This is a genomic window from Corynebacterium halotolerans YIM 70093 = DSM 44683 (assembly GCF_000341345.1).
In the GTDB taxonomy this organism is placed as follows: Bacteria; Actinomycetota; Actinomycetes; order Mycobacteriales; family Mycobacteriaceae; genus Corynebacterium; species Corynebacterium halotolerans.
The window spans coordinates 2,402,347-2,421,343 of record NC_020302.1 but is presented as its reverse complement, the minus strand read 5'-3'; the positions used below and the strand labels follow the sequence as shown (position 1 = coordinate 2,421,343).

The 18,997-nt window shown below is 70.6% G+C and carries 18 protein-coding genes; 11 read left to right on the top strand and 7 right to left on the bottom strand.

Going from position 1 to position 18,997, the window contains the following annotated elements:
- Positions 1–41: 41 nt before the first annotated feature.
- The 3 genes from A605_RS11125 to A605_RS11115 are packed head-to-tail and all read right to left on the bottom strand — an operon-like array spanning position 42 to position 1,893.
- Positions 42–509 carry a carboxymuconolactone decarboxylase family protein gene (locus A605_RS11125; RefSeq protein WP_015401616.1) on the bottom strand — a complete coding sequence of 156 codons (468 nt, stop codon included), beginning with the start codon at positions 507–509 and terminating at the stop codon, positions 42–44.
- Positions 506–868, bottom strand: a complete 363-nt coding sequence (locus tag A605_RS11120; RefSeq protein WP_015401615.1) for a GNAT family N-acetyltransferase — start codon at positions 866–868, stop codon at positions 506–508. Before A605_RS11120 ends, A605_RS11125 begins: the two co-directional genes overlap by 4 nt.
- Before the next feature lie 2 nt (positions 869–870).
- Complete coding sequence (locus tag A605_RS11115) at positions 871–1,893, bottom strand: pirin family protein (RefSeq protein ID WP_015401614.1); 1,023 nt, start codon at positions 1,891–1,893, stop codon at positions 871–873.
- Positions 1,894–1,988: 95 nt separating this feature from the next.
- On the opposite strand from A605_RS11115, the gene A605_RS11110 reads away from it, so the two are divergent.
- Both A605_RS11110 and ndk read left to right on the top strand, forming a co-directional pair.
- Entirely contained in the window at positions 1,989–2,297 is a 309-nt protein-coding gene (locus tag A605_RS11110) for a hypothetical protein (RefSeq protein ID WP_015401613.1), read from the top strand.
- A gap of 57 nt (positions 2,298–2,354) precedes the next feature.
- Positions 2,355–2,765 carry a nucleoside-diphosphate kinase gene (gene ndk / locus A605_RS11105; protein WP_015401612.1) on the top strand — a complete coding sequence of 137 codons (411 nt, stop codon included), beginning with the start codon at positions 2,355–2,357 and terminating at the stop codon, positions 2,763–2,765.
- 171 nt (positions 2,766–2,936) lie between these two features.
- Here the strand turns inward: ndk and A605_RS14845 are convergent, their stop codons facing one another.
- Positions 2,937–3,665, bottom strand: a complete 729-nt coding sequence (locus A605_RS14845) for a hypothetical protein (RefSeq protein ID WP_015401611.1) — start codon at positions 3,663–3,665, stop codon at positions 2,937–2,939.
- A gap of 13 nt (positions 3,666–3,678) precedes the next feature.
- Positions 3,679–4,407, bottom strand: coding sequence for a hypothetical protein (locus A605_RS11095; RefSeq protein ID WP_015401610.1), 729 nt, complete (start codon positions 4,405–4,407; stop codon positions 3,679–3,681).
- Positions 4,408–4,631: 224 nt separating this feature from the next.
- Here A605_RS11095 and A605_RS11090 point away from each other — a divergent pair, with 224 nt between their 5' ends.
- The 3 genes from A605_RS11090 to rpmA all read left to right on the top strand — a co-directional run bounded on the left by A605_RS11090 (position 4,632) and on the right by rpmA (position 9,473).
- Positions 4,632–8,642 carry a translation initiation factor IF-2 N-terminal domain-containing protein gene (locus A605_RS11090; RefSeq protein ID WP_015401609.1) on the top strand — a complete coding sequence of 1,337 codons (4,011 nt, stop codon included), beginning with the start codon at positions 4,632–4,634 and terminating at the stop codon, positions 8,640–8,642.
- A gap of 209 nt (positions 8,643–8,851) precedes the next feature.
- Positions 8,852–9,157: a 50S ribosomal protein L21 gene (gene rplU / locus A605_RS11085; protein WP_015401608.1), complete on the top strand. Its 306-nt coding sequence runs from the start codon at positions 8,852–8,854 to the stop codon at positions 9,155–9,157.
- Positions 9,158–9,200: 43 nt separating this feature from the next.
- Entirely contained in the window at positions 9,201–9,473 is a 273-nt protein-coding gene (rpmA, locus tag A605_RS11080; RefSeq protein WP_015401607.1) for a 50S ribosomal protein L27, read from the top strand.
- 108 nt (positions 9,474–9,581) lie between these two features.
- On the opposite strand, the gene A605_RS11075 is transcribed toward rpmA, so the two are convergent.
- Both A605_RS11075 and A605_RS11070 read right to left on the bottom strand, forming a co-directional pair.
- Positions 9,582–10,460 carry a hypothetical protein gene (locus A605_RS11075; protein ID WP_015401606.1) on the bottom strand — a complete coding sequence of 293 codons (879 nt, stop codon included), beginning with the start codon at positions 10,458–10,460 and terminating at the stop codon, positions 9,582–9,584.
- A 112-nt stretch (positions 10,461–10,572) separates the two neighbouring features.
- Positions 10,573–11,349 (bottom strand): hypothetical protein, encoded by a 777-nt coding sequence (locus tag A605_RS11070; RefSeq protein WP_015401605.1) that lies wholly within the window; start codon positions 11,347–11,349, stop codon positions 10,573–10,575.
- A gap of 102 nt (positions 11,350–11,451) precedes the next feature.
- Here A605_RS11070 and obgE point away from each other — a divergent pair, with 102 nt between their 5' ends.
- The 6 genes from obgE to A605_RS11040 all read left to right on the top strand — a co-directional run bounded on the left by obgE (position 11,452) and on the right by A605_RS11040 (position 18,958).
- Positions 11,452–12,966 carry a GTPase ObgE gene (gene obgE / locus A605_RS11065; protein WP_015401604.1) on the top strand — a complete coding sequence of 505 codons (1,515 nt, stop codon included), beginning with the start codon at positions 11,452–11,454 and terminating at the stop codon, positions 12,964–12,966.
- A 161-nt stretch (positions 12,967–13,127) separates the two neighbouring features.
- Complete coding sequence (gene proB, locus A605_RS11060) at positions 13,128–14,228, top strand: glutamate 5-kinase (protein WP_149029518.1); 1,101 nt, start codon at positions 13,128–13,130, stop codon at positions 14,226–14,228.
- Positions 14,229–14,383: 155 nt separating this feature from the next.
- Positions 14,384–15,298 carry a D-isomer specific 2-hydroxyacid dehydrogenase family protein gene (locus tag A605_RS11055; RefSeq protein WP_015401602.1) on the top strand — a complete coding sequence of 305 codons (915 nt, stop codon included), beginning with the start codon at positions 14,384–14,386 and terminating at the stop codon, positions 15,296–15,298.
- Positions 15,299–15,557: 259 nt separating this feature from the next.
- Complete coding sequence (locus A605_RS11050) at positions 15,558–16,478, top strand: D-isomer specific 2-hydroxyacid dehydrogenase family protein (protein WP_015401601.1); 921 nt, start codon at positions 15,558–15,560, stop codon at positions 16,476–16,478.
- A gap of 81 nt (positions 16,479–16,559) precedes the next feature.
- Positions 16,560–17,849, top strand: coding sequence for a glutamate-5-semialdehyde dehydrogenase (locus tag A605_RS11045; RefSeq protein WP_015401600.1), 1,290 nt, complete (start codon positions 16,560–16,562; stop codon positions 17,847–17,849).
- Between the two features lie 110 nt (positions 17,850–17,959).
- Complete coding sequence (locus A605_RS11040; protein ID WP_015401599.1) at positions 17,960–18,958, top strand: hypothetical protein; 999 nt, start codon at positions 17,960–17,962, stop codon at positions 18,956–18,958.
- Positions 18,959–18,997 lie beyond the last annotated feature (39 nt).

The following is an 18,997-nucleotide window of genomic DNA, read 5'->3' as shown; positions in this document are numbered from 1 at the left end:
GGCCTTCGTCGTCCGCCGTGATGGGGCGGGCGTTCCGGCGCTCACCTCTTCCGCGGCGGGAGCAGCGGATGATGGGAGGCGATGGAGATGCGGTTGTAGGCGTTGATGAGGATGATCGCCCATTCGAGGGCGGCGACCTGCTCCTCGGCGAAGACCTCACAGGCGGCCAACGCCGCGTCACCGTTCTTCCGCCCCTGCGGCAGCAGGGTGAGGGTCTCCGCCAGCTCGAGGGCGGCGTTCTCCTGCTCCGTGAAGGCGGTGACCTCCCGCCAGGCCGGCAGGACGTCGAGCTTGTACTCGTCCACCCCGGCGCGCCGGGCGGCGGGCACGTGGATGGACAGGCAGGTCCCGCAGCGGTTGAGCTGGCTGACGCGCACGTTGACCAGCTCGATGAGGCTGGTGGGCAGGTCCACGTCCGGGAAGACCTTCCGCAGCTGCTTGGCGACGTCGCCGAGACCGCGGTAGAGATCGGGGTGGAACTTGTCCAGGTAGGGCGGGTGGGGGCTCATCGCTCATCCTCGTCGAACTCGGCGAGCTCGTCCGGGGTGGGCTCGCGCCAGGCCCCGTTGTGCCCCTTCTTCTCGAGGTGGCTTCTGACGAAGGGGCAGACGGCGACGATCCGGCGGCCCTCGGAGGTGGTGTCGAGCAGGGCCTGGCGGATGAGCAGGGAGGCCAGGCCGCGCCCCCCGTACTCCTCGCCGACCTCGGTGTGGAAGAAGATGCGCTCCGGGCCCTCCGTGCCGTCGCGGTCCTGGAAGTCCGCGAGGCCGGCGACGGTGGTGGCGGCCTCGCTGGGGTAGCAGATGACGTATTGGTGGTTCCCGCGGTCCAGGTGGACGTCGACGGTGTTGCCGAGTTTGTCCTGCATGATCAGATCCTCTCGTCGGGGCGGGCGACCGGGGACGGGTTGACCCGCGGGGTGATCGCCGCGTTGGGCAGCTTCGGGGCCGGGAGCCATTCCGGGCCGTCGGGGTGGTGTCCGACGTACCCTTCAGTCTTGCCGAAGCGGTCCGCCTGTGTCTGCCATTCCCCGCGATAGCCCGCGATCTCCTCGTGGGTGCGGCCGATGAAGTTCCACCACATGACGATCTCCTCGGTGAACGGCTCGCCGCCGATGAGCACCGTGCGGGCGCGGGTTCCGCCGTTGTTGCGGATGCGCAGGCGGGTCTCGCCCACGCCGGTGTAGGCCAGTTCGGCGGGGTTCACGCGCACCCCCTCGAGATCGATCTCGCCGGCGTCGACGAGCAGGCCGTGCTCGTGGTCCGGGTCGACGTCCAGCTCGAGCACCGCGCCGGGGTCGAGGCGGAGCTCCGCGCCGACGAGCGGGGTGAAGGTGGTGACGGGGGAGTCGTGGCCCAGCAGTGAGCCGAGGAAGACGAGTGCCTCGCCGCCGTCGAAGGTGACCGGGGCGGGCTCGTGGTGGTCGAAGCGGCGCGGGCCCTGCCGGTCGGAGTCGGGCAGGACGGTCCACAGCTGCACGCCGTGCAGGGTGGTGGTGTCGGGGGTGGACACCTCCGAGTGGCAGATGCCGGCGCCCGCGGTCATGAGGTTGACCTCGCCGGGGACGACAGTGGCGTGGTGGCCGCCGGAGTCGTGGTGGTCGACGTGGCCCTCGAACAGCCAGGTGACGGTCTGCAGGCCCGTATGGGGGTGCGGGGCGACGTCCATGCCGCCGGTGACGGAGACGTCGTCGGGCCCGTAGTGGTCGACGAAGCACCAGGCGCCGATCAGGCTGCGCTGGCGCTGGGGGAGGGTGCGGTGGACGGTCATGGCGCGCGGTCCGCCCAGCGGGACCTCGCGGGAGGTGATGATCTCGACCTTCGCGCCGTCGACGCAGCGCGGGTTCTCCGGGGCGAGGGCGAGCTCATCCGGGTCACGCTCGAGATTGGTCATTGCCGGTCCTTTCGGTCGTCTCGCGGCCAGCCTACCGCAACGTTGTTGACGTGTCATCAAGACGGGTGGCGTGCGCACCCGATAAAGTGGTGCCCATGCGCGCCGTCTACCTCTCCCTGGCCGCCGCCTTCTGCGTGGTCGCGATCCTCATCCAGCTCTTCAACGTCTCCGGCCTCCTCGCCATCGCCGCACTCGTCGTGGCCGGCATCTTCCTCGTCCTCGGTCTCAAGGTCTCGGCCGCGAACCGCGTCGAACAGCCCATCGTCCTCGACGAGGAGAAAAAGGACGCTCTCCGCAGGCTGAAGTCCCAGGGCAACGAATCCGGGGCCATCCGCCAGGTGCAGCTGTGGTTCCGGGACGTCTCCCCGGATCAGGCGCGCGACATCGTGCGGGATCTCGACTGACCCGCTGTGCGCCGCCTTCGCGCGACGACGGAAAGCACCTTCGGTACAGTGATCGCCATGACTGAACGCACTCTCATCCTCATCAAGCCGGACGGCGTCACCAACGGCCACGTCGGCGAGATCATCTCCCGCATTGAGCGTAAGGGCCTCAAGCTCACCGCCCTGGACCTGCGCGTCGCAGACCGCACCACCGCCGAGCAGCACTACGCCGAGCACCGCGACAAGCCCTTCTTCGGCGAGCTCGTCGAGTTCATCACCTCCGCCCCGCTGGTCGCCGGCATCGTCGAGGGCGAGCGCGCCATTGAGGCGTGGCGTCAGCTGGCCGGCGGCACTGACCCGGTCTCCAAGGCCACCCCGGGCACCATCCGCGGTGACTTCGCCCTGACCGTCGGCGAGAACGTCGTCCACGGCTCCGACTCCCCGGAGTCCGCCGAGCGCGAGATCTCCATCTGGTTCCCGAACCTGTAAACCCGCACTCACGCAGGCCCGCACCGGGTGGTGCGGGCCTTTCGCGTGCCCGGGCCAGGGCCAGCCACCGCCGAACCCCGCGATCACGATGACGTGTTCACCCACTGATTGTTCTGGAGCTGCGGAAGGGGGGCCTACCGGGAAACTGATCGCGTACTTCGCGGTCGACGCTCATCGACGCCCGAGCTGGCCCAGCACCCGCACGCCCGTGGGCGTGAGCTCGAGCAGCTGGCGGCTGACGTCGTCACCGGCGTCGATGGTGGAGATTCCCACCAGGCCGTGCCGGCGCAGCTCCCGGGCGCCGGTGAGCAGATCCGACTGATCGGTCCCGATGATCTCGTTGAGCTTCCACAGCCGCACCCGCAGTCCGTCCACGGCACCCACACCGAGCAGCGCGGTCAACAGCGTGCGGTGGTGCTCGGCGGCGTCGAGCCGTTCCCGCGTGAGACCGTCGAGGCCGGGCTCGGCCAGAATCTTGCGGGCGCGGCGGGCGCCGACGCGGGCCATCTGGCCGCCGATGCGTCTGCACATCCACGTCATGGACAGCATCGCGGCCGCCCCGTACGTGGTGCCGGCGAGCACCGGGGCCACCGGCAGCGGCTCGAGCGCGAAGCCGGCCAGGAAGGTCACCGCCGGCGGGATGACGGGCGCCCAGTAGTACCAGGTGGGGTAGTCGCCGGGGCGGGAGTCGACGGCCTCGTAGCCGGAATTGAAGACGGAGAGTTCCTCCGGGCGCCAGACCAGCAGGACCACCAGGGTCAGTGCGGCGACCGCGATCGTCGGCACCAGCAGGCCCAGGTGCGCGAAGGTCGTGAGCAGTCCGAGGCCGACCCCCGGCACGAGTGCCTGCGGCCAGGTCAGATTCAGCTGTGCCCGGTAGCGCTCGAGCTCATTGCCCATCAGTGTGCCTTCCTCATCGCCGCCGCAATTCGTGGAGCACCCGCACGCCGACCGGGGTGAGCTCGACCAGGCCGCGGGAGGGGTCGTCCCCGGCGTCGACGGCGGAGGTGCGCACCACCCCGGCCCGCGACAGTCCGGCGATCTTCTCCCGCAGCACGTCGATACCGGCGCCGGTCACCTCGGCCAGTTTCCACAGCCGCACCTGGATGCCGTCGATCGCGCCGAGCGTCACCAGCCCGGCGAGGACGCCGCGGTGCTCCTCCGCCACCGTCAGACGGAAGGAGGTCGCCTCCGCCAGGTCCGCCTTCTCGAGGGCGGCCTGTGCCCGGCGCCGCCCGATGCACCGGCTCTCCGAACCGGCGCGCCGGAACGCCCAGGTGCTGGAGGCCGTCATCGCCGTGAAATAGGCGGGAACGGCCACCGTCGGGTCCACCGTGGTGGGCTCCAGCCCCACGCCGGCGGCGAAGATGCCGATGGCGGGCAGGAACGGCCGCCAGTGGGCCGACTGCGGATAGTCCGCCTCCGAGGTGACGCGCACAACGTGACCGGTGCGCAGGGACCGCTTCGGGTGGACGATCACCGGCGCCAGGCCGAGGAGGACCAGGACACCCAGCGCGATCAGCCCGGCGATGAACAGCTCCAGATGGAACAGGGTGACACACGCTCCGGCAGCGGCACCCATGGCCAGGGCGAGCGGCCAGGAGATCTCCTGGCCGTCCCGGTACCGTTCCATGTCCTTCATACCGAAAGCAATGGTACTGCGCTCCGGCGAGGGCCGGGTGGAATGTGCGACAATGGGAATCCATTGCGCCGTCGTCGCCCCGCCGGGGTCCGCTGAGGCGGCGCATGTGAGGACAACTGAACACCGGACCGAGAAATCTTCCCGGCCGGTCTCCCTGCGCGGCGGCGGCGAGCATCTCGCCAGCGCCCGGGGAACCGCGCCGGACAACAATTACAGGAGCGCCCGTGGCTGATTCCACTGCATCCAATAACGATCCCCAGAATCCGGAAGGCGGGGACGTCGCGAAGAACGCCGACGCCACCGACGTCACCGGAAACACCGCCGCGGAGTCCGCCGAGCAGCCCAGGAAGCGCCGCGCCACCCGCAGCTCGGGCACCGGGGCGACGAAGAAGACGACACGGAAGACCACACGCAAGACTTCCGGGAAGACCACCCCGACGCCGGGCGACGACGCCCCCGCCGCAGAGGGACCGGCCCCCGAAGCCACCGACGTCACCGGAAACACCGCCGCGGAGTCCGCCGAGCAGCCCAGGAAGCGCCGCGCCACCCGCAGCTCGGGCACCAAGGCGACGAAGAAAACCGGGAAGAAGACCACGGGCGCGGCCGCCCAGACCATGGAGGGCCCGGACGCCGACTCCTCGGTCGAGCAGGCCGTGCAGGCCACCGCCGCCACGGGGACCGCGGAATCCACCGACGCCGTCGGGACGGCCGCCCCGACCGGGCAGCCGAAGAAGAACACCCGCCGCGGCGGCCGCCGGAACGCCGGCACAGACGCGAAGATGGCCAACCCCTCCGCCGACTCCACCGTGACCGCCGATCCGGTCGCCGAGCGCGCCGCCGGTGACGCAGACACGCGGAAGAAGACCAAGCGCGCGGTCAAGCGCGCCACTCCGGGCACCACTCCGGCGCCCGCCGCCGAGACCACCCCGGCCGCCGACTTCGACCGCGGCCGGCTCGGGGAGAAGACCCGCGTCCACGTGCTGGCCAAGGCCCTCGGGATGACGTCCCGCGACCTCATCGTCGCCCTCGACGCGCTGGGCATCGTCAAGGTCGCCCAGTCCTCGCTCAGCCGCGCCGAGGCCGAGCGCCTGCTCGACGCCCTCGCCGCCGGCGACACCCCGCAGGCCCCCGCCGCAGAAACCGTCACCGCGGAGGAGCCGGCCGGGGATCAGGCCGAGGACCAGGCCGAGGACCAGGCCGAGGACCAGGCCACGGGGGAGGCCACACAGCAGCAGGGCGGGGAGCCGGTGGAGAAGATCCGCACCCGCGTGCGCAAGAACGTCGCCAACGAGATCCACCAGATCGAGGAGAAGGTCGAGGCGGATCTCGCCGCCGCCATCGAGGAACAGGGCGACAGTGAGCTGCTGGAGGACATCACCCCGGAGATCACCCCGAAGCCCGAGACCGCGGAGGACACCGCCGCCCAGTTCGTGCCCCTGTTCATGGCGCCGAAGCAGACCAGGACGGCCCCGGCCGCGACCACCGACAGCACTGAGACCGGAGACGCCGGCACCGCCGACGCCACCGGGGCCGGCGACACCCCCGACGGTGGGGAGGCCGCTTCCCGACGCCGCCGCCGTGGCCGCCGTGGCGCCAGCCGCGGACGTGGCGCCGAGGACGCCCGCGGGCAGGAGCAGCGCGACGTCGACACGCACGACCTCGACACGCCCACCGCCGACCGCACCCAGGACGCTGACACCGCCGACGGCGAGGACCTGCCGGAGGAGCCGGTGGCCCTGAAGGGCTCGACCCGCCTGGAGTCCCAGAAGCGCCGTCGCGCCGAGATGCGCGAGGAGGGCCGCAAGAAACGTCACATCGTCACCCAGGCTGAGTTCCTGGCCCGCCGCGAGTCCGTGGAGCGCACCATGGTCGTGCGCGAGCGCCAGCGCCACGACCACCCGGGCCTGGTGACCCAGGTGGGTGTCCTGGAGGACGACCTGCTCGTCGAGCACTTCGTGACCTCGGAGACGCAGGCCTCGATGATCGGCAACATCTACCTCGGGCGCGTGCAGAACGTACTGCCCAGCATGGAGGCCGCGTTCATCGACATCGGCAAGGACCGCAACGGGGTGCTCTACGCCGGCGAGGTCGACTGGAAGTCCACCGGGCTGGGCGGGCGCAGCCGCCGCATCGAGCAGGCGCTGAAGTCCGGCGACCAGGTGCTCGTCCAGGTCACCAAGGACCCGGTCGGCCACAAGGGGGCGCGCCTGACCACGCAGATCTCCCTGGCGGGCCGCTACCTGGTCTACGTGCCGGGCGGCCGTTCGGCGGGTATCTCCCGCAAGCTGCCCGGGCCGGAGCGCAAGCGGCTCAAGGAGATCCTGGGCCGGGTCGTGCCCGGGCAGGGTGGGGCGATCATCCGCACCGCCGCCGAGAACGTGCCCGAGGAGGCCATCGCGGCGGACGTCAACCGCCTGCACCGCCTGTGGGAGGACGTCCAGAACGCCGCGCAGAAGGAGAAGGACTCCAAGGGCGCGAAGCCGGTGACCATGTACGAGGAGCCGGACATGCTCGTCAAGGTCGTCCGCGACCTGTTCAACGAGGACTTCTCCGCGCTGATCGTCGACGGCGACCGGGCCTGGAAGACCGTGCACGCCTACGTGAAAGCCGTCGCCCCGGACCTGCTGGACCGGGTACAGAAGTACGACCGCGCGGCCCACGGTGACCGGGACGCCTTCGAGCAGTTCCGCGTGGACGAGCAGCTGCAGAAGGCGCTCGCCCGCAAGGTCTGGTTGCCGTCGGGTGGCACCCTGATCATCGAACGCACCGAGGCGATGACCGTCATCGACGTCAACACCGGCAAGTTCACCGGCTCGGGCGGCAACCTCGAGGAGACGGTCACCCGCAACAACCTCGAGGCCGCCGAGGAGATCGTCCGCCAGATGCGCCTGCGTGACATCGGCGGCATGATCGTCGTCGACTTCATCGACATGGTCCTGCCCGAGAACCAGGATCTCGTCCTGCGGCGCCTGACCGAGGCGCTCGGCCGCGACCGTACCCGCCACCAGGTCTCCGAGGTCACCTCGCTCGGTCTGGTGCAGATGACCCGCAAGCGCCTGGGCACCGGACTGCTGGAGACCTTCTCCACCGAGTGCGAGCACTGCGCCGGCCGCGGTCTCATCCTCCACGACGATCCGGTCGAGGAGCAGCCCGAGCGCGCCGAGCACGAGGAACGTGGCCCGCGCCGCGGCCGCCGTCGCCCCCGGCCGGAGCAGGAGCCGGGGCGCCCCCCGGCGGCCGCCGCCACGCAGCGTGACGACGCCCCCAAGGCGCCCGCCGTCAGCTCCGACAGCGACATCGAGGAGCTCGCGGCCTCCGTCATCGTCGCGGGCGGCAGCGAGGACTCCGACGACAGGGCCGACCGGGCCGAGACCGGGGACACCGGCCGTTCCCGCGACGGGAAGGGCCGGAAGGGCCAGCGGGGCCGCGAGGAGCGGGACGATCAGCGCCGTTCCCCGCGCCGGGGCAGTCGCGGCCGCGGCCGGGGCCGCTCCCGGGACGATGAGCACACCAGCGACCTGGAGGAGATCGTCTCCGCCGCTGTGGACCTGGCCGCCGAGACCGACCCGGACGAGCCGTCGGCCGCCAACCTCGTGCCGCAGCACACCGGCCGCACCGCCGACGTGACCGAGGACCCGGTCGACGACGAGCCCGACATCGAGCTCGCCCCGACGGGGGAGAAGTCCTTCCAGCAGGCGGTCGCCGACTGGGAGCGCTCCCCGCGCCGGCGCCGCCGTACCCGCGGCAACTCCCGTTCCGACCACCGCCCGAACCCCGAGGACTTCGCCCAGGCCCCGACCGAACCGGTCGCCGACTGGGTGGAGCCGGGCGCGGCGAAGGAGGACGACGAGGTCGGGAAGGCCACGGACAAGTCGGCGGACCGGCCCCGGGGCGGGCAGCGCGATGAGCGTGCCGACGGCCGCCGGGAGGACGGTTCCTCCCGCCGCCGAGGCCGCCGCCGCACCACTACCCGCAGCGAGCCCCGCGCCGGGGAACCGGCACAGGAGCGGCCCGCGCAGGAGCAGGCCGCGAAGGAGCAGGCGGGACGCCGCGGGCGTCGCCGCGCGGTACGTCGGACGATGGCCCAGCCGGACGTCGAGAAGCAGCGGCCGCAGGACCGCAGCCCGGCGGCCGGGAAGCAGCGGAAGTCCGAGCCGGAGCAGGCCGCGGAGTCGACGCCGAAAGGGTCCGGCAGGGGCCGTCGCCGAGTGGTGCGTCGCACGTCGTCGTCCTGATGGGGTCGAAAGGTCCAGGTAGACGCGGTTTGTTTTTTACTTGCCCTGCGGGGTAGTATTTGACAGTCGCTGTTTTAGGGTAACTTGCGCCGTCCGCAACCCTCGGTTGCGGGCGTGCCTGCAGAACCCGGAACGCTCAGCAGTAACACGTCCATTCAGGTTGCCCCACCGGGCGCCTGAGCCGAGTTTAGATAAGGGGTAACCCTCCTATGTACGCGATCGTCAAGACCGGCGGCAAGCAGTACAAGGTTGCCGAAGGTGACCTCGTCAAGGTCGAGAAGATCGAGGGTGAGCCGGGTTCGTCCGTGGCTCTCACCCCGGTTCTGCTCGTCGATGGCGCCAACGTCAAGTCCAAGACCGATGATCTCGCCACCGTGAGCGTCGACGCTGAAATCGTCGAGCAGACCAAGGGCAAGAAGATCGACATCCTGAAGTACAAGAACAAGACCGGCTACAAGCGCCGCCAGGGCCACCGTCAGTCGCTGACGGTTCTCAAGGTCACCGGCATCAAGTAAGCCTGCCGTCTAATCCGATTAGATCCCTGAGGAGGGAAAACCAATGGCACACAAGAAGGGTGCGTCAAGCTCCAGCAACGGCCGCGACTCCGAGGCCAAGCGCCTCGGCGTCAAGCGCTTCGGTGGTCAGCAGGTCAAGGCCGGCGAGATCCTGGTCCGTCAGCGCGGCACCAAGTTCCACCCGGGCGAGAACGTCGGCCGCGGTGGCGACGACACGCTGTTCGCCCTGAAGTCCGGTGCCGTCCAGTTCGGCATCAAGCGCAACCGTCGCATGGTCAACATCGTTGAGGATGCCCCGGTCGCTGTCGACGCCTAAGTCGCCGACACCCGGTCACTTCGACCCGAACCCGCTGCACCCCGGATTCCCGGGGGCGGCGGGTTTCGTCATTGTCCGGGGCTGTGGACGGACTCAGCCGCTCCCGTCCTACCCGACGAGCACCGGGGTCGGCGGCGGGGTGGGGCTCGGCGCGTCGTCATGACGGCCGCCGTCGTCGGAGTCCCCGTCGTCCCCCTCGTCGAGGGCGGGGTCGGCGATGAAACGACCGAACCCGTCGCGCCTGGGCACCCCGTCCGTTCCGGCCGTGCTGCGCCAGGGGCCGTCGTCGAGGACGGCCATGCCCCTGAACAGCCACCGGTGGAGGACGGCGGTCACCTCCTCCTCACCGCGGCGGCGGGTGGTGTAACGCCGGCCTTCCTCCGCGACCTCGATGACCCAGGCGCCGGTGCGCTGATCGAGGTGGGTCTGGATGAACCGGTCCGCACGTGGGTGGCGGGTGAGCAGCAGGAACTCGTCCAGGTATCCGGTCTCGGCCAGCCGGGAGTCGCGGGCGGGCACCCAGTCCCACACATTCGCCGGGTTGGTGCGGTGGACGTAGGACCGCAGCGCGGCCGGCGAGGTCCAGGGCACGGACAGCTCCGTCATCTCCAGGCTCACCTCGACGCTGTCGTCGCCGTGGAGGTAGACCTGCGCGCTGCTCAGCTCCGCGAGCCCCACATCGGCGTCGATGGCCAGCTGCACGAGGTCGTTGAAGGCCTCCTCCACGGAGTCGGTCTCCAGGCTGACCAGCATGGTGCGGTCCCCCAGCTGGCGGGCGCTCGGATCCGGTACCGAGGGATCCCCGCTCACCGCGATGCGCCGGGCGATGGCCGCCGCGTCCGCCTCCAGATCCCGCAGTAGCGGGGAGGACGTGAGCCGGGTGGCCTCCATGCGGCGGACCGTGGCCTCCAGCGGATCGTACGGATCAACGTGCACTCTTCCCGATCGCGTGCGGTCGGGGATGAAATAGAGGAACTCGAAGAGCATGCCGTTACCCTAGCGGGAGGGCCGGACACAGTCACCGTCTTTGCGGCGGCGGGGCGGTGACCCACCCCGAACAGACCCCGACGGGGCGCGCTGGCACCCCGCTGCGGCGGCTTCAGCGGGAGTGGCGGCCATCCTCGCCGAGGTCGTGGCCGGCGCTGGTCTCGTATTCGATGGCGGCCTCCGGGATGTCCAGGTGCTTCCAGTCGAACTCCTTCTTCAGGGACCTGTCGCGGGTGATCCACCTGGCGAAGGCGTCCTCCACCTCGGCCCGGCCACCCACCCGGGTGTGGAAGTGCTTGGCCACGGAGCCGTCGCGGTACTCCAGCTGCCAGCTGCCGTCCTCGGGGCGGTAGGTGGTCTGCAGGTAGGTCTCCGGGGCCGAGAGGTCGGAGACGATGAGGAAGTCGGCGGCGAAGTCACCGTCGCCGGAGTCCTCCTGGGCCGCCTGCACCTCGGCCAGCAGCAGCGGGATGCGGGCGGGGGAAACCACGGGCTGGTCCAGCTCGGCCGTCTCGGTGGAGAAGTCGCGGATTTCGTCGCCGACCAGGAGGACCTCCCGGTCGGTGGCGGTGGCCAGGCCCAGGTCCTGGTCCGTGGCCAGGGTGGCCAGCCAGACGGCGGTGTCCTGGATGGAGTCGTCGGTCACGGAGACCTGCAGGCAGCGGTCGCCGCGCAGGCGCACCACGCCGTCGGCCAGTTCGATGCCCTCCCGGGGCAGGAAGGTGGCGTGGGCGTTGATCTCGTCGCGCAGCTTCTCCAGCTTCCGGGTGGGCGTGATCTCGGCGGCGTCCCGGCGCAGCCGCAGGCGCAGCCACGCCCCGTCGCCGAGGATCCTGGGGGCGCCGGAGTCGTCCCGGTCCGGCTCGAAGAGAATGAAGTCGTAACTCATGGCGGCTCCCTGTGTGTTAGGTTCGGCAATTCTCGTCTTAATGCTACGGACACGGCCGATGCTAGGATCGGCCTACCTGTACTGAACTGGAGGAATCCATACATGTCCCGCTTCGTAGACCGCGTGGTCCTGCACCTTTCCGCCGGAGACGGTGGTAACGGCGTCGCATCCGTCCACCGCGAGAAGTTCAAGCCCCTCGGCGGCCCCGACGGCGGCAACGGCGGCCACGGTGGCGACATCGTCCTCGAGGTCTCCACCCAGGTCCACACTCTGATGGACTTCCACTTCCGCCCGCACATCACGGCCGAGCGGGGCGGCAACGGCGCCGGCGACCACCGCAACGGCGCCCGCGGCAAGGACCTCATCCTCGAGGTCCCCGTCGGCACCGTCGTCCTGAACGAGGACGGGGAGACCCTGGCCGACCTGACGGTCCCGGGCACCCGTTTCATCGCGGCGGAGGGCGGCTTCGGCGGCCTGGGCAATGCCGCGCTGGCCTCCACCAAGCGCAAGGCCCCCGGCTTCGCCCTCAACGGCGAGCCGGGCGAGCAGCACGACCTGATCCTCGAGCTGAAGTCCATGGCGGACGTCGGCCTCGTCGGCTTCCCCTCGGCGGGCAAGTCCTCGCTGATCTCCGTGCTCTCGGCCGCCAAGCCGAAGATCGGCGACTACCCGTTCACCACCCTCCAGCCCAACCTGGGCGTGGTCAACGTCGGTCACGAGTCCTTCACCATGGCCGATGTGCCGGGCCTCATCCCCGGTGCCTCCGAGGGCCGCGGACTCGGGCTCGACTTCCTGCGCCACATCGAGCGCACCAGTGTGCTCGTCCACGTCGTCGACACCGCCTCCATCGATCCCGGCCGCGACCCGGTCAGCGACATCGAGGCGCTCGAGGCGGAGCTGGCGGCCTACCAGTCGGCCCTCGACGAGGACACCGGCCTCGGCGATCTGCGGGATCGCCCGCGGGTGATCGTGCTGAACAAGGCCGACGTGCCCGAGGCCGAGGAGCTCGCGGAGTTCGTCAAGGAGGACCTGGAGGAGCAGTTCGGCTGGCCCGTGTTCATCATCTCGGCCGTGGCCCGCAAGGGACTGGATCCGCTGAAGTACCACCTGCTCGAGGTCGTCCGGAAGGCCCGTAAGCGGCGTCCGAAGGCGGCGGTGGACCGCGCGCACACCGTCATCCGGCCCCGCGCCGTCGACGCCCGCGGCTCCGGACACGACTTCGACGTCGCCCCGGACCCCCAGATCGAGGGTGGCTTCATCGTCACCGGTCGCAAGGTGGAACGCTGGATCCTGCAGACCGACTTCGAGAACGACGAGGCCGTTGGATACCTCGCGGATCGTCTCGCGAAGGCAGGTGTCGAGGACGCCCTGCGCAAGGCCGGCGCGAAGGCCGGCGCGACCGTGACCATCGGCGACATTTCCTTCGAATGGGAGCCCCTGACCGGCGCGGGAGTCGATCCGACGCTCGCCGGCCGCGGTGCCGACGCCCGCCTGCAGGGCACCTCGCGCGCCTCGGCCGCCGAGCGCAAGCGGGCCTCCCAGGCCCGGCGCGGACTCATCGACGAATACGACTACGGCGACGACCGTCCGGCCGACCGGGAACGCTGGCAGGGCTAGCCCTTTGCGCACCCTTGCCGGTAATCTGGAGAGACATGACTTCCCTTCGCAGTCACGGCCTCCCTCTGTCCCCCTACGAAAGCACCGACGACACCGACGTTGAGTTCCCGGCGCCCGCCCACGGCACCGACGAAGGTCCGGCTTTCGGACACGAGTCGACCATGCGCGAGCGCATCGCCGGAGCGAAGCGGGTGGTGGTCAAGCTCGGTTCGTCCTCGTTGACCCGCGAGGACTTCACCGTCGACCCGAACAAGATCAACCACATCGTCGACGCCCTGCAGGCCCGCATGGAGCGCTCCGATGTCATCGTGGTCTCCTCCGGCGCCGTCGCCGCCGGCATGGGGCCGCTGGGCCTGACCCAGCGCCCGACCGACCTGGCCACCAAGCAGGCCGCCGCGGCCGTCGGCCAGGTCCACCTCGCCCACCAGTGGGGCCGCTCCTTCGCCCGCTACGGCCGCACCATCGGTCAGGTCCTGCTCACCGCCTCCGACGCCGGCCGCCGCGACCGTGCCCGCAACGCCCAGCGCACCATCGACCGTCTGCGCCAGATGCGCACCATCCCGATCGTCAACGAGAACGACACCGTCGCCACCTCCGAGATGCGCTTCGGCGACAACGACCGACTGTCCGCCATCGTCGCGCACCTGATGGCGGCCGATGCCCTGGTGCTGCTCTCCGACGTCGACGGCCTCTACGACAAGAACCCCGCGGAACCGGACGCGAACTTCATCTCCGAGGTGCGCACCGGACGTGACCTGAAGGGTGTCGTCGCGGGTGACGGCGGGCTGGTGGGCACCGGCGGCATGGCCTCCAAGGTCTCCGCCGCCCGCCTGGCCTCCCGCGGCGGCGTTCCCGTCCTGCTGACCTCCGCGGCGAATATCGGTCCGGCGCTGGATGACGCGAACGTCGGCACCGCGTTCCACCCGCGCGAGGACCGTCTGAGCGCCTGGAAGTTCTGGGCCCTGTACTCCGCGGACACCGGCGGCACGCTGCGTCTCGACGCCGGCGCCGTCGACGCCGTGACCGGTGGCGGCGTCTCCCTGCTCGCGGTGGGCATCACCGCCGTGGAGGGCGAGTTCCAGGCCGGTGAGATCGTCGAGATCATCGGCCCGGACGGCCAGATCGTGGGCCGCGGCGAGGTCGCCTACGACTCCGACGTCCTGCACGGCATGCTCGGCAAGCACACCGAGGATCTGCCGGAGGGGCAGCGCCGCCCCGTGGTCCACGCCGACTACCTGTCGAACTACGCCTCGCGGCTGTAGGGAAAGTAACCCGGTGTTCGGCCGGGCGGCGCGGGCGTGCGCGGCGCCCGGCCTCACCCCGGGGCCCGGCCGGCGCCGGCCCCGATAGGCTGGGGGTCCGCGCCGGCACCGGACGAAGGCGGGCCGGCGGCCGAACGGAACGCAAAGGAGAACAGGTGAAGTTCGCGATGGGGCCGGGAGTCTGGCGGGGGACGGTCGAGGAGCTGGTGGCCGCCGGCCACGAACACGTCACCGATCTGAACCGGGCCGAATTCCTCGTCTACACCGGTGGACCGCTGCCGCGGCCCCTGCCGCGGAACATCAAATGGATCCAGTACACCTTCTCGGGCGTCGACCGGCTCATCGAGGCCGGGGTGATGGTCCCGGGCGAGGTCCGCTGGGCGAACGCCGCCGGCGTCTACGGCAGGCCCGTTGCCGAGATCGCCATGTCGCTGCTGCTCTCCCAGCTCCACCAGCACAAGGCCGCCGCCCTCGCCGGCTCCTTCCGGGTGCGCGAGGAGCTCGACGCCCGTCAGGGCTGGCTCTTCGCGGACACGACCGTCGCGATCATCGGCGCCGGCGGCATCGCGAAGGAGCTCATCCCGATGCTGCGGGCCTTCGGCGTGCGGATCGTGGCGGTCAACCGCTCCGGCCGCGAGGTCGAGGGGGCGGACGAGACGCACCCGATCTCGGAGGCCGGGCACGTGTGGGGTCAGGCCGACGCCTTCGTCCTGCTGATGCCCCTGACCGAGGAGACCGACGGCATGGTCGACAGGGACATCTTCGCGCAGATGAAGACCTCCGCCGTGGTGGTCAACGTCGGCCGCGGGCCGCTGGTCGTCACCGACGACCTCGTCGAGGCGCTGCGCACCGGGCAGATCGCCGGTGCCGCCATGGACGTCACCGACCCCGAACCGCTGCCGGACGGGCATCCGCTGTGGGGGATGGACAACTGCACCATCACCCCGCACATCGCCGCCACCGGGCGTATCGCCCAGCAACTGATCGCGCCCCAGATCATCGCCAACGCCGCCGCCTTCGCCGCCGGCGAGCGCATGCCCACCGAGGTGGACGTCGAGGCGGGGTACTAGCGGCTTCCCGTGGCTCTGCCGGGAAGGTGCCTTTGCCCGTGTCCCGCTCGATGCTCCACATAGGGACATCCCCCTGTTCGGCAAATGGTGGTACGTGGGAAAAGTACCACCGGTCCGCCTGCCGGGTCGGCGGGGACGGGAGTCGGCGTGACGACGGTCGCGGCCCCCGCATCCCGGTCCGGTGTCCCCGATCCCGCCCCGCCCGGGGTGTTCCGCCGGTAGCGTGGTGAACGTCCCGACGACGAGTGAAGGAGCCGACGTGAAATTCGCTTTCCTGCCCACTGAGTGGCCAGAGTCCATCGCCGAGATCGAGGAGGCCGGCCACGAGCACGTCACCGACCTCGGCCAGGCCGACTTCCTCGTCTTCAACGGTGGCGCCGGCGCCTTCCCCGATCCGCTGCCCGACAACATCCGCTACGTGCAGGCCACCTTCGCCGGCGTCGACGCCCTCCGCGACGCCGGCTCGCTCAAGCCCGGCGAGGTGCGCTGGGCCAACGCCTCCGGCCTCTACGACGACACCGTCGCCGAGTCCACCATCGCCCTGCTGCTCGCGCAGCTGCACATGCACAAGACCGCGACCCTGGCCGGGTCCTTCTCCGTGCGCGGGAAGATGGACGAGGGCAAGGACTGGCTGTTCCAGAACAAGACCGTGGCCATCATCGGCGCCGGCGGCATCGGCGTGAGGCTCATCGAGATGCTGCGCGGCTTCAACGTGCGCACGATCGCCGTGAATCGCTCGGGTCGGCAGGTCGCCGGCGCGGACGAGACCCACCGGTTGTCCGAGGCCGGGCACGTCTGGGGCGAGGCGGACTACTTCGTGCTGCTCATGCCGTTGACCGACGAGACACGTCGGATGGTCAACGCCGACGTGTTCGCGAAGATGAAGGACACCGCCGTGGTGGTCAATGTCGGCCGGGGCCAGCTCATCGACACCGACGACCTCGTCCGCGCGTTGGCCGACGGCACCATCGCCGGCGCGGCGCTCGACGTCACCGATCCCGAGCCCCTGCCGGACGGGCACCCGCTGTGGGAGCTGGAGAACTGCGTGATCACCCCGCACGTGGCCAACACCTCCGGGGCGATCCGGGAGCGCGCCGGGCGGCTGACGGTGGTCAACGCCGCCGCCTTCGCCGCCGGCGAGCGCATGCCCAACGAGGTCGACCTCGAGGCGGGGTACTAGGGGCGGTGACCGGGGGAGGGTGACGGTGCGCTCACCTGTGTTCCTGCAGGATAGGGGCCACAGCCGCTACACTGGATAAGCATGACTGACCAGAACACCGCAGACCGCACCGCCGAGCGCGACGAAGTCCTGGCCAAGGCCAAGGCCGCCAAGGCCGTCGCCCCCGTCCTGGCGCAGCTGCCGACCCCGCGCAAGAACGAGATCCTCCTCGCCGCGGCCGAGGCCCTCGTCGACGCCACCGATCAGATCCTGTCCGCGAACCAGCGGGACATCGACACCGGCCGCGCCAACGGCATGGCCGAATCCCTCATCGACCGCCTGAGCCTCGACGGCCCCCGCATCGAGGGCATCGCCGACGGCCTGCGCCAGGTCGCCGGCCTGAACGACCCGGTGGGCGAGGTGCTCACCGGCCGGGTCATGAACAACGGCATCCAGATGCGCAAGGTCCGGGTTCCGCTGGGCGTCATGGGCATGGTCTACGAGGCCCGCCCGAACGTCACCGTCGACGCCTTCGGACTGGCCCTGAAGTCCGGCAACGTGCCGCTGCTGCGCGGCTCGAAGACCGCGAGGAACTCGAACGCGAAGCTCGTCGAACTGCTGCAGGACGTCGTCGAGCGCTTCGGTCTGCCGCGGGAGACCGTGCAGCTGCTGCCGTGCGAGACCCACGACTCCGTCCAGGACCTGATCACCGCCCGCGGCCTGGTCGACGTGGTCATCCCGCGCGGTGGTGCCCGCCTCATCGAGGCCGTGGTCACCGGCGCGACCGTCCCGGCCATCGAGACCGGCACCGGCAACTGCCACTTCTACATCGACGTCGACGCCGAGCTGGACCAGGCCATCGAGATGGCGCTGAACGGCAAGACCCGCCGCTGCTCGGTGTGCAACGCCACCGAGACCATCCTCATCGACGCAGCCCTCGCGGACGCCGACAAGCTGAAGATCGTCGAGGCCGTCCAGGACGCCGGTGTGACCGTCCACGGTGAGGTGGACGAGCTCGAGGCATTCGGGGCCAAGGACGTCGTCCAGGCCGAGGAGACCGACTGGGCGGAGGAGTACCTTTCCTTCGATATCGCGGTCAAGGTCGTCGACGGCGTCGCGGGGGCGATCGCGCACATCGCCGAGTGGTCCACCGGCCACACCGAGGGCATCGCCACGGGCAACATCGTCACCGCGCAGAAGTTCGCCGACGAGGTCGACGCCGCCGCCGTGATGATCAACGCCTCCACCGCCTTCACCGACGGCGAGGTCTACGGCATGGGCGCCGAGATCGGCATCTCCACCCAGAAGCTGCACGCCCGTGGCCCCATGGCGCTGCCGGAGCTGACCTCCACCAAGTGGATCCTGCAGGGCACCGGTCAGATCCGCCCCTGACCGTTCGCATCTGACCCGCCAGAGCTCACCGATCGGGTGGGGTGAAGTGCGCCGACGCCGTTTCCCCTTTAAAGTTCAGAGTGTCAAGCACTGCACACAGGGGGAGTTCCATGCCGCGTCGTCCCGGCCCGTCTGATCAGCTCAGCCAGCCCGGCCGACTGATCCGGCTGCTCGTCATCACCCTGCTCGCCGTCACCGGTCTGGTCGTCGCCCCGGCGACCGCGGCCGCTGCGCCGGCGATTGAGCTGCGTGACGTGCCGGGCACCGGACAGCGGTGTCCGGCGGTGACGGTGGTGGCCGCGGGGGAAGGTGAGCCGGATCCGGATGCCGCGCCGACCCGCTACAGCCCCGGGGCCCCCTGGGCGTCCAATGGCCACGAGGGGCCCGTCATCCGCGCCTTCCTGCAGAAATCGGAGACCCGTTACCGCGGGACCCACGACGGCGCCACCCTGATGGACGACGTCCACGTCCTGGGGCTTGAGCCGCGGCACAATCCGACGGTGCCCCCGGCCGCGGAACCGGCGGAGACCACCGGCACCCCGGAGGGCCTGCTCCAGACGATTCTGCTGGCCAACCGGCTCGCGCACCCGTTGCTCCAGGGCGTGGCCACCGCCGCCGACGCCCTCCTGGCCGGCACGCCCACCGGGCCCTCCGGGGCGGGGTCGGCCATCGCGGAGTATGAGGAAGCCACCGGCTGCCGTCCGCAGTACATCCTCATCGGCCACGCCCGGGGCGCGACAAACCTGGCGCAGCAGGAGCAGCCCCTGGCCGAGCGGGGACAGCTCGCCGGGGCCCTGTATCTCGGTTCCCCACTGGTCACCGCCACCGGCCGGGGTACCGTCGACGTCCCCGGGCCCGCCGGCAGCCTGCTGAGCCATCTGGCGCAGGGCGATTCCGGGGACGTGACCACCGAGAACCGCATCAGCTACTGCCTGCCCGACGACGACGCCTGCGATAACTCCGCAGCCCGCCGGCACCCCGCTCGGTCCGGGGAGGCCGGCGATCGTGACGGGCACAGCGGCAGCGACGGCTACCTGCGGTGGGACAGCCCGTGGGACAAGCGGGTCATGGACGCCTTCGGTTCCTGGGTCGACCTGGTCCGCGACTGACCCCACCCGTCCGGCCACGGGAGACGGCCCCGGTGAGTT

Bases quoted from the DNA above. Each gene is read 5' to 3' on its own strand.
- A605_RS14845 (WP_015401611.1), bottom strand. From the start codon at position 3,665: ATGGGCAATGAGCTCGAGCGCTACCGGGCACAGCTGAATCTGACCTGG.
- A605_RS11120 (WP_015401615.1), bottom strand. From the start codon at position 868: ATGCAGGACAAACTCGGCAACACCGTCGACGTCCACCTGGACCGCGGG.
- obgE (WP_015401604.1), top strand. From the start codon at position 11,452: ATGTCCCGCTTCGTAGACCGCGTGGTCCTGCACCTTTCCGCCGGAGAC.
- proB (WP_149029518.1), top strand. From the start codon at position 13,128: ATGCGCGAGCGCATCGCCGGAGCGAAGCGGGTGGTGGTCAAGCTCGGT.
- A605_RS11110 (WP_015401613.1), top strand. From the start codon at position 1,989: ATGCGCGCCGTCTACCTCTCCCTGGCCGCCGCCTTCTGCGTGGTCGCG.
- A605_RS11095 (WP_015401610.1), bottom strand. From the start codon at position 4,407: ATGAAGGACATGGAACGGTACCGGGACGGCCAGGAGATCTCCTGGCCG.
- rplU (WP_015401608.1), top strand. From the start codon at position 8,852: ATGTACGCGATCGTCAAGACCGGCGGCAAGCAGTACAAGGTTGCCGAA.
- A605_RS11115 (WP_015401614.1), bottom strand. From the start codon at position 1,893: ATGACCAATCTCGAGCGTGACCCGGATGAGCTCGCCCTCGCCCCGGAG.
- A605_RS11075 (WP_015401606.1), bottom strand. From the start codon at position 10,460: ATGCTCTTCGAGTTCCTCTATTTCATCCCCGACCGCACGCGATCGGGA.
- A605_RS11045 (WP_015401600.1), top strand. From the start codon at position 16,560: ATGACTGACCAGAACACCGCAGACCGCACCGCCGAGCGCGACGAAGTC.
- ndk (WP_015401612.1), top strand. From the start codon at position 2,355: ATGACTGAACGCACTCTCATCCTCATCAAGCCGGACGGCGTCACCAAC.
- A605_RS11040 (WP_015401599.1), top strand. From the start codon at position 17,960: ATGCCGCGTCGTCCCGGCCCGTCTGATCAGCTCAGCCAGCCCGGCCGA.
- A605_RS11070 (WP_015401605.1), bottom strand. From the start codon at position 11,349: ATGAGTTACGACTTCATTCTCTTCGAGCCGGACCGGGACGACTCCGGC.
- A605_RS11125 (WP_015401616.1), bottom strand. From the start codon at position 509: ATGAGCCCCCACCCGCCCTACCTGGACAAGTTCCACCCCGATCTCTAC.
- rpmA (WP_015401607.1), top strand. From the start codon at position 9,201: ATGGCACACAAGAAGGGTGCGTCAAGCTCCAGCAACGGCCGCGACTCC.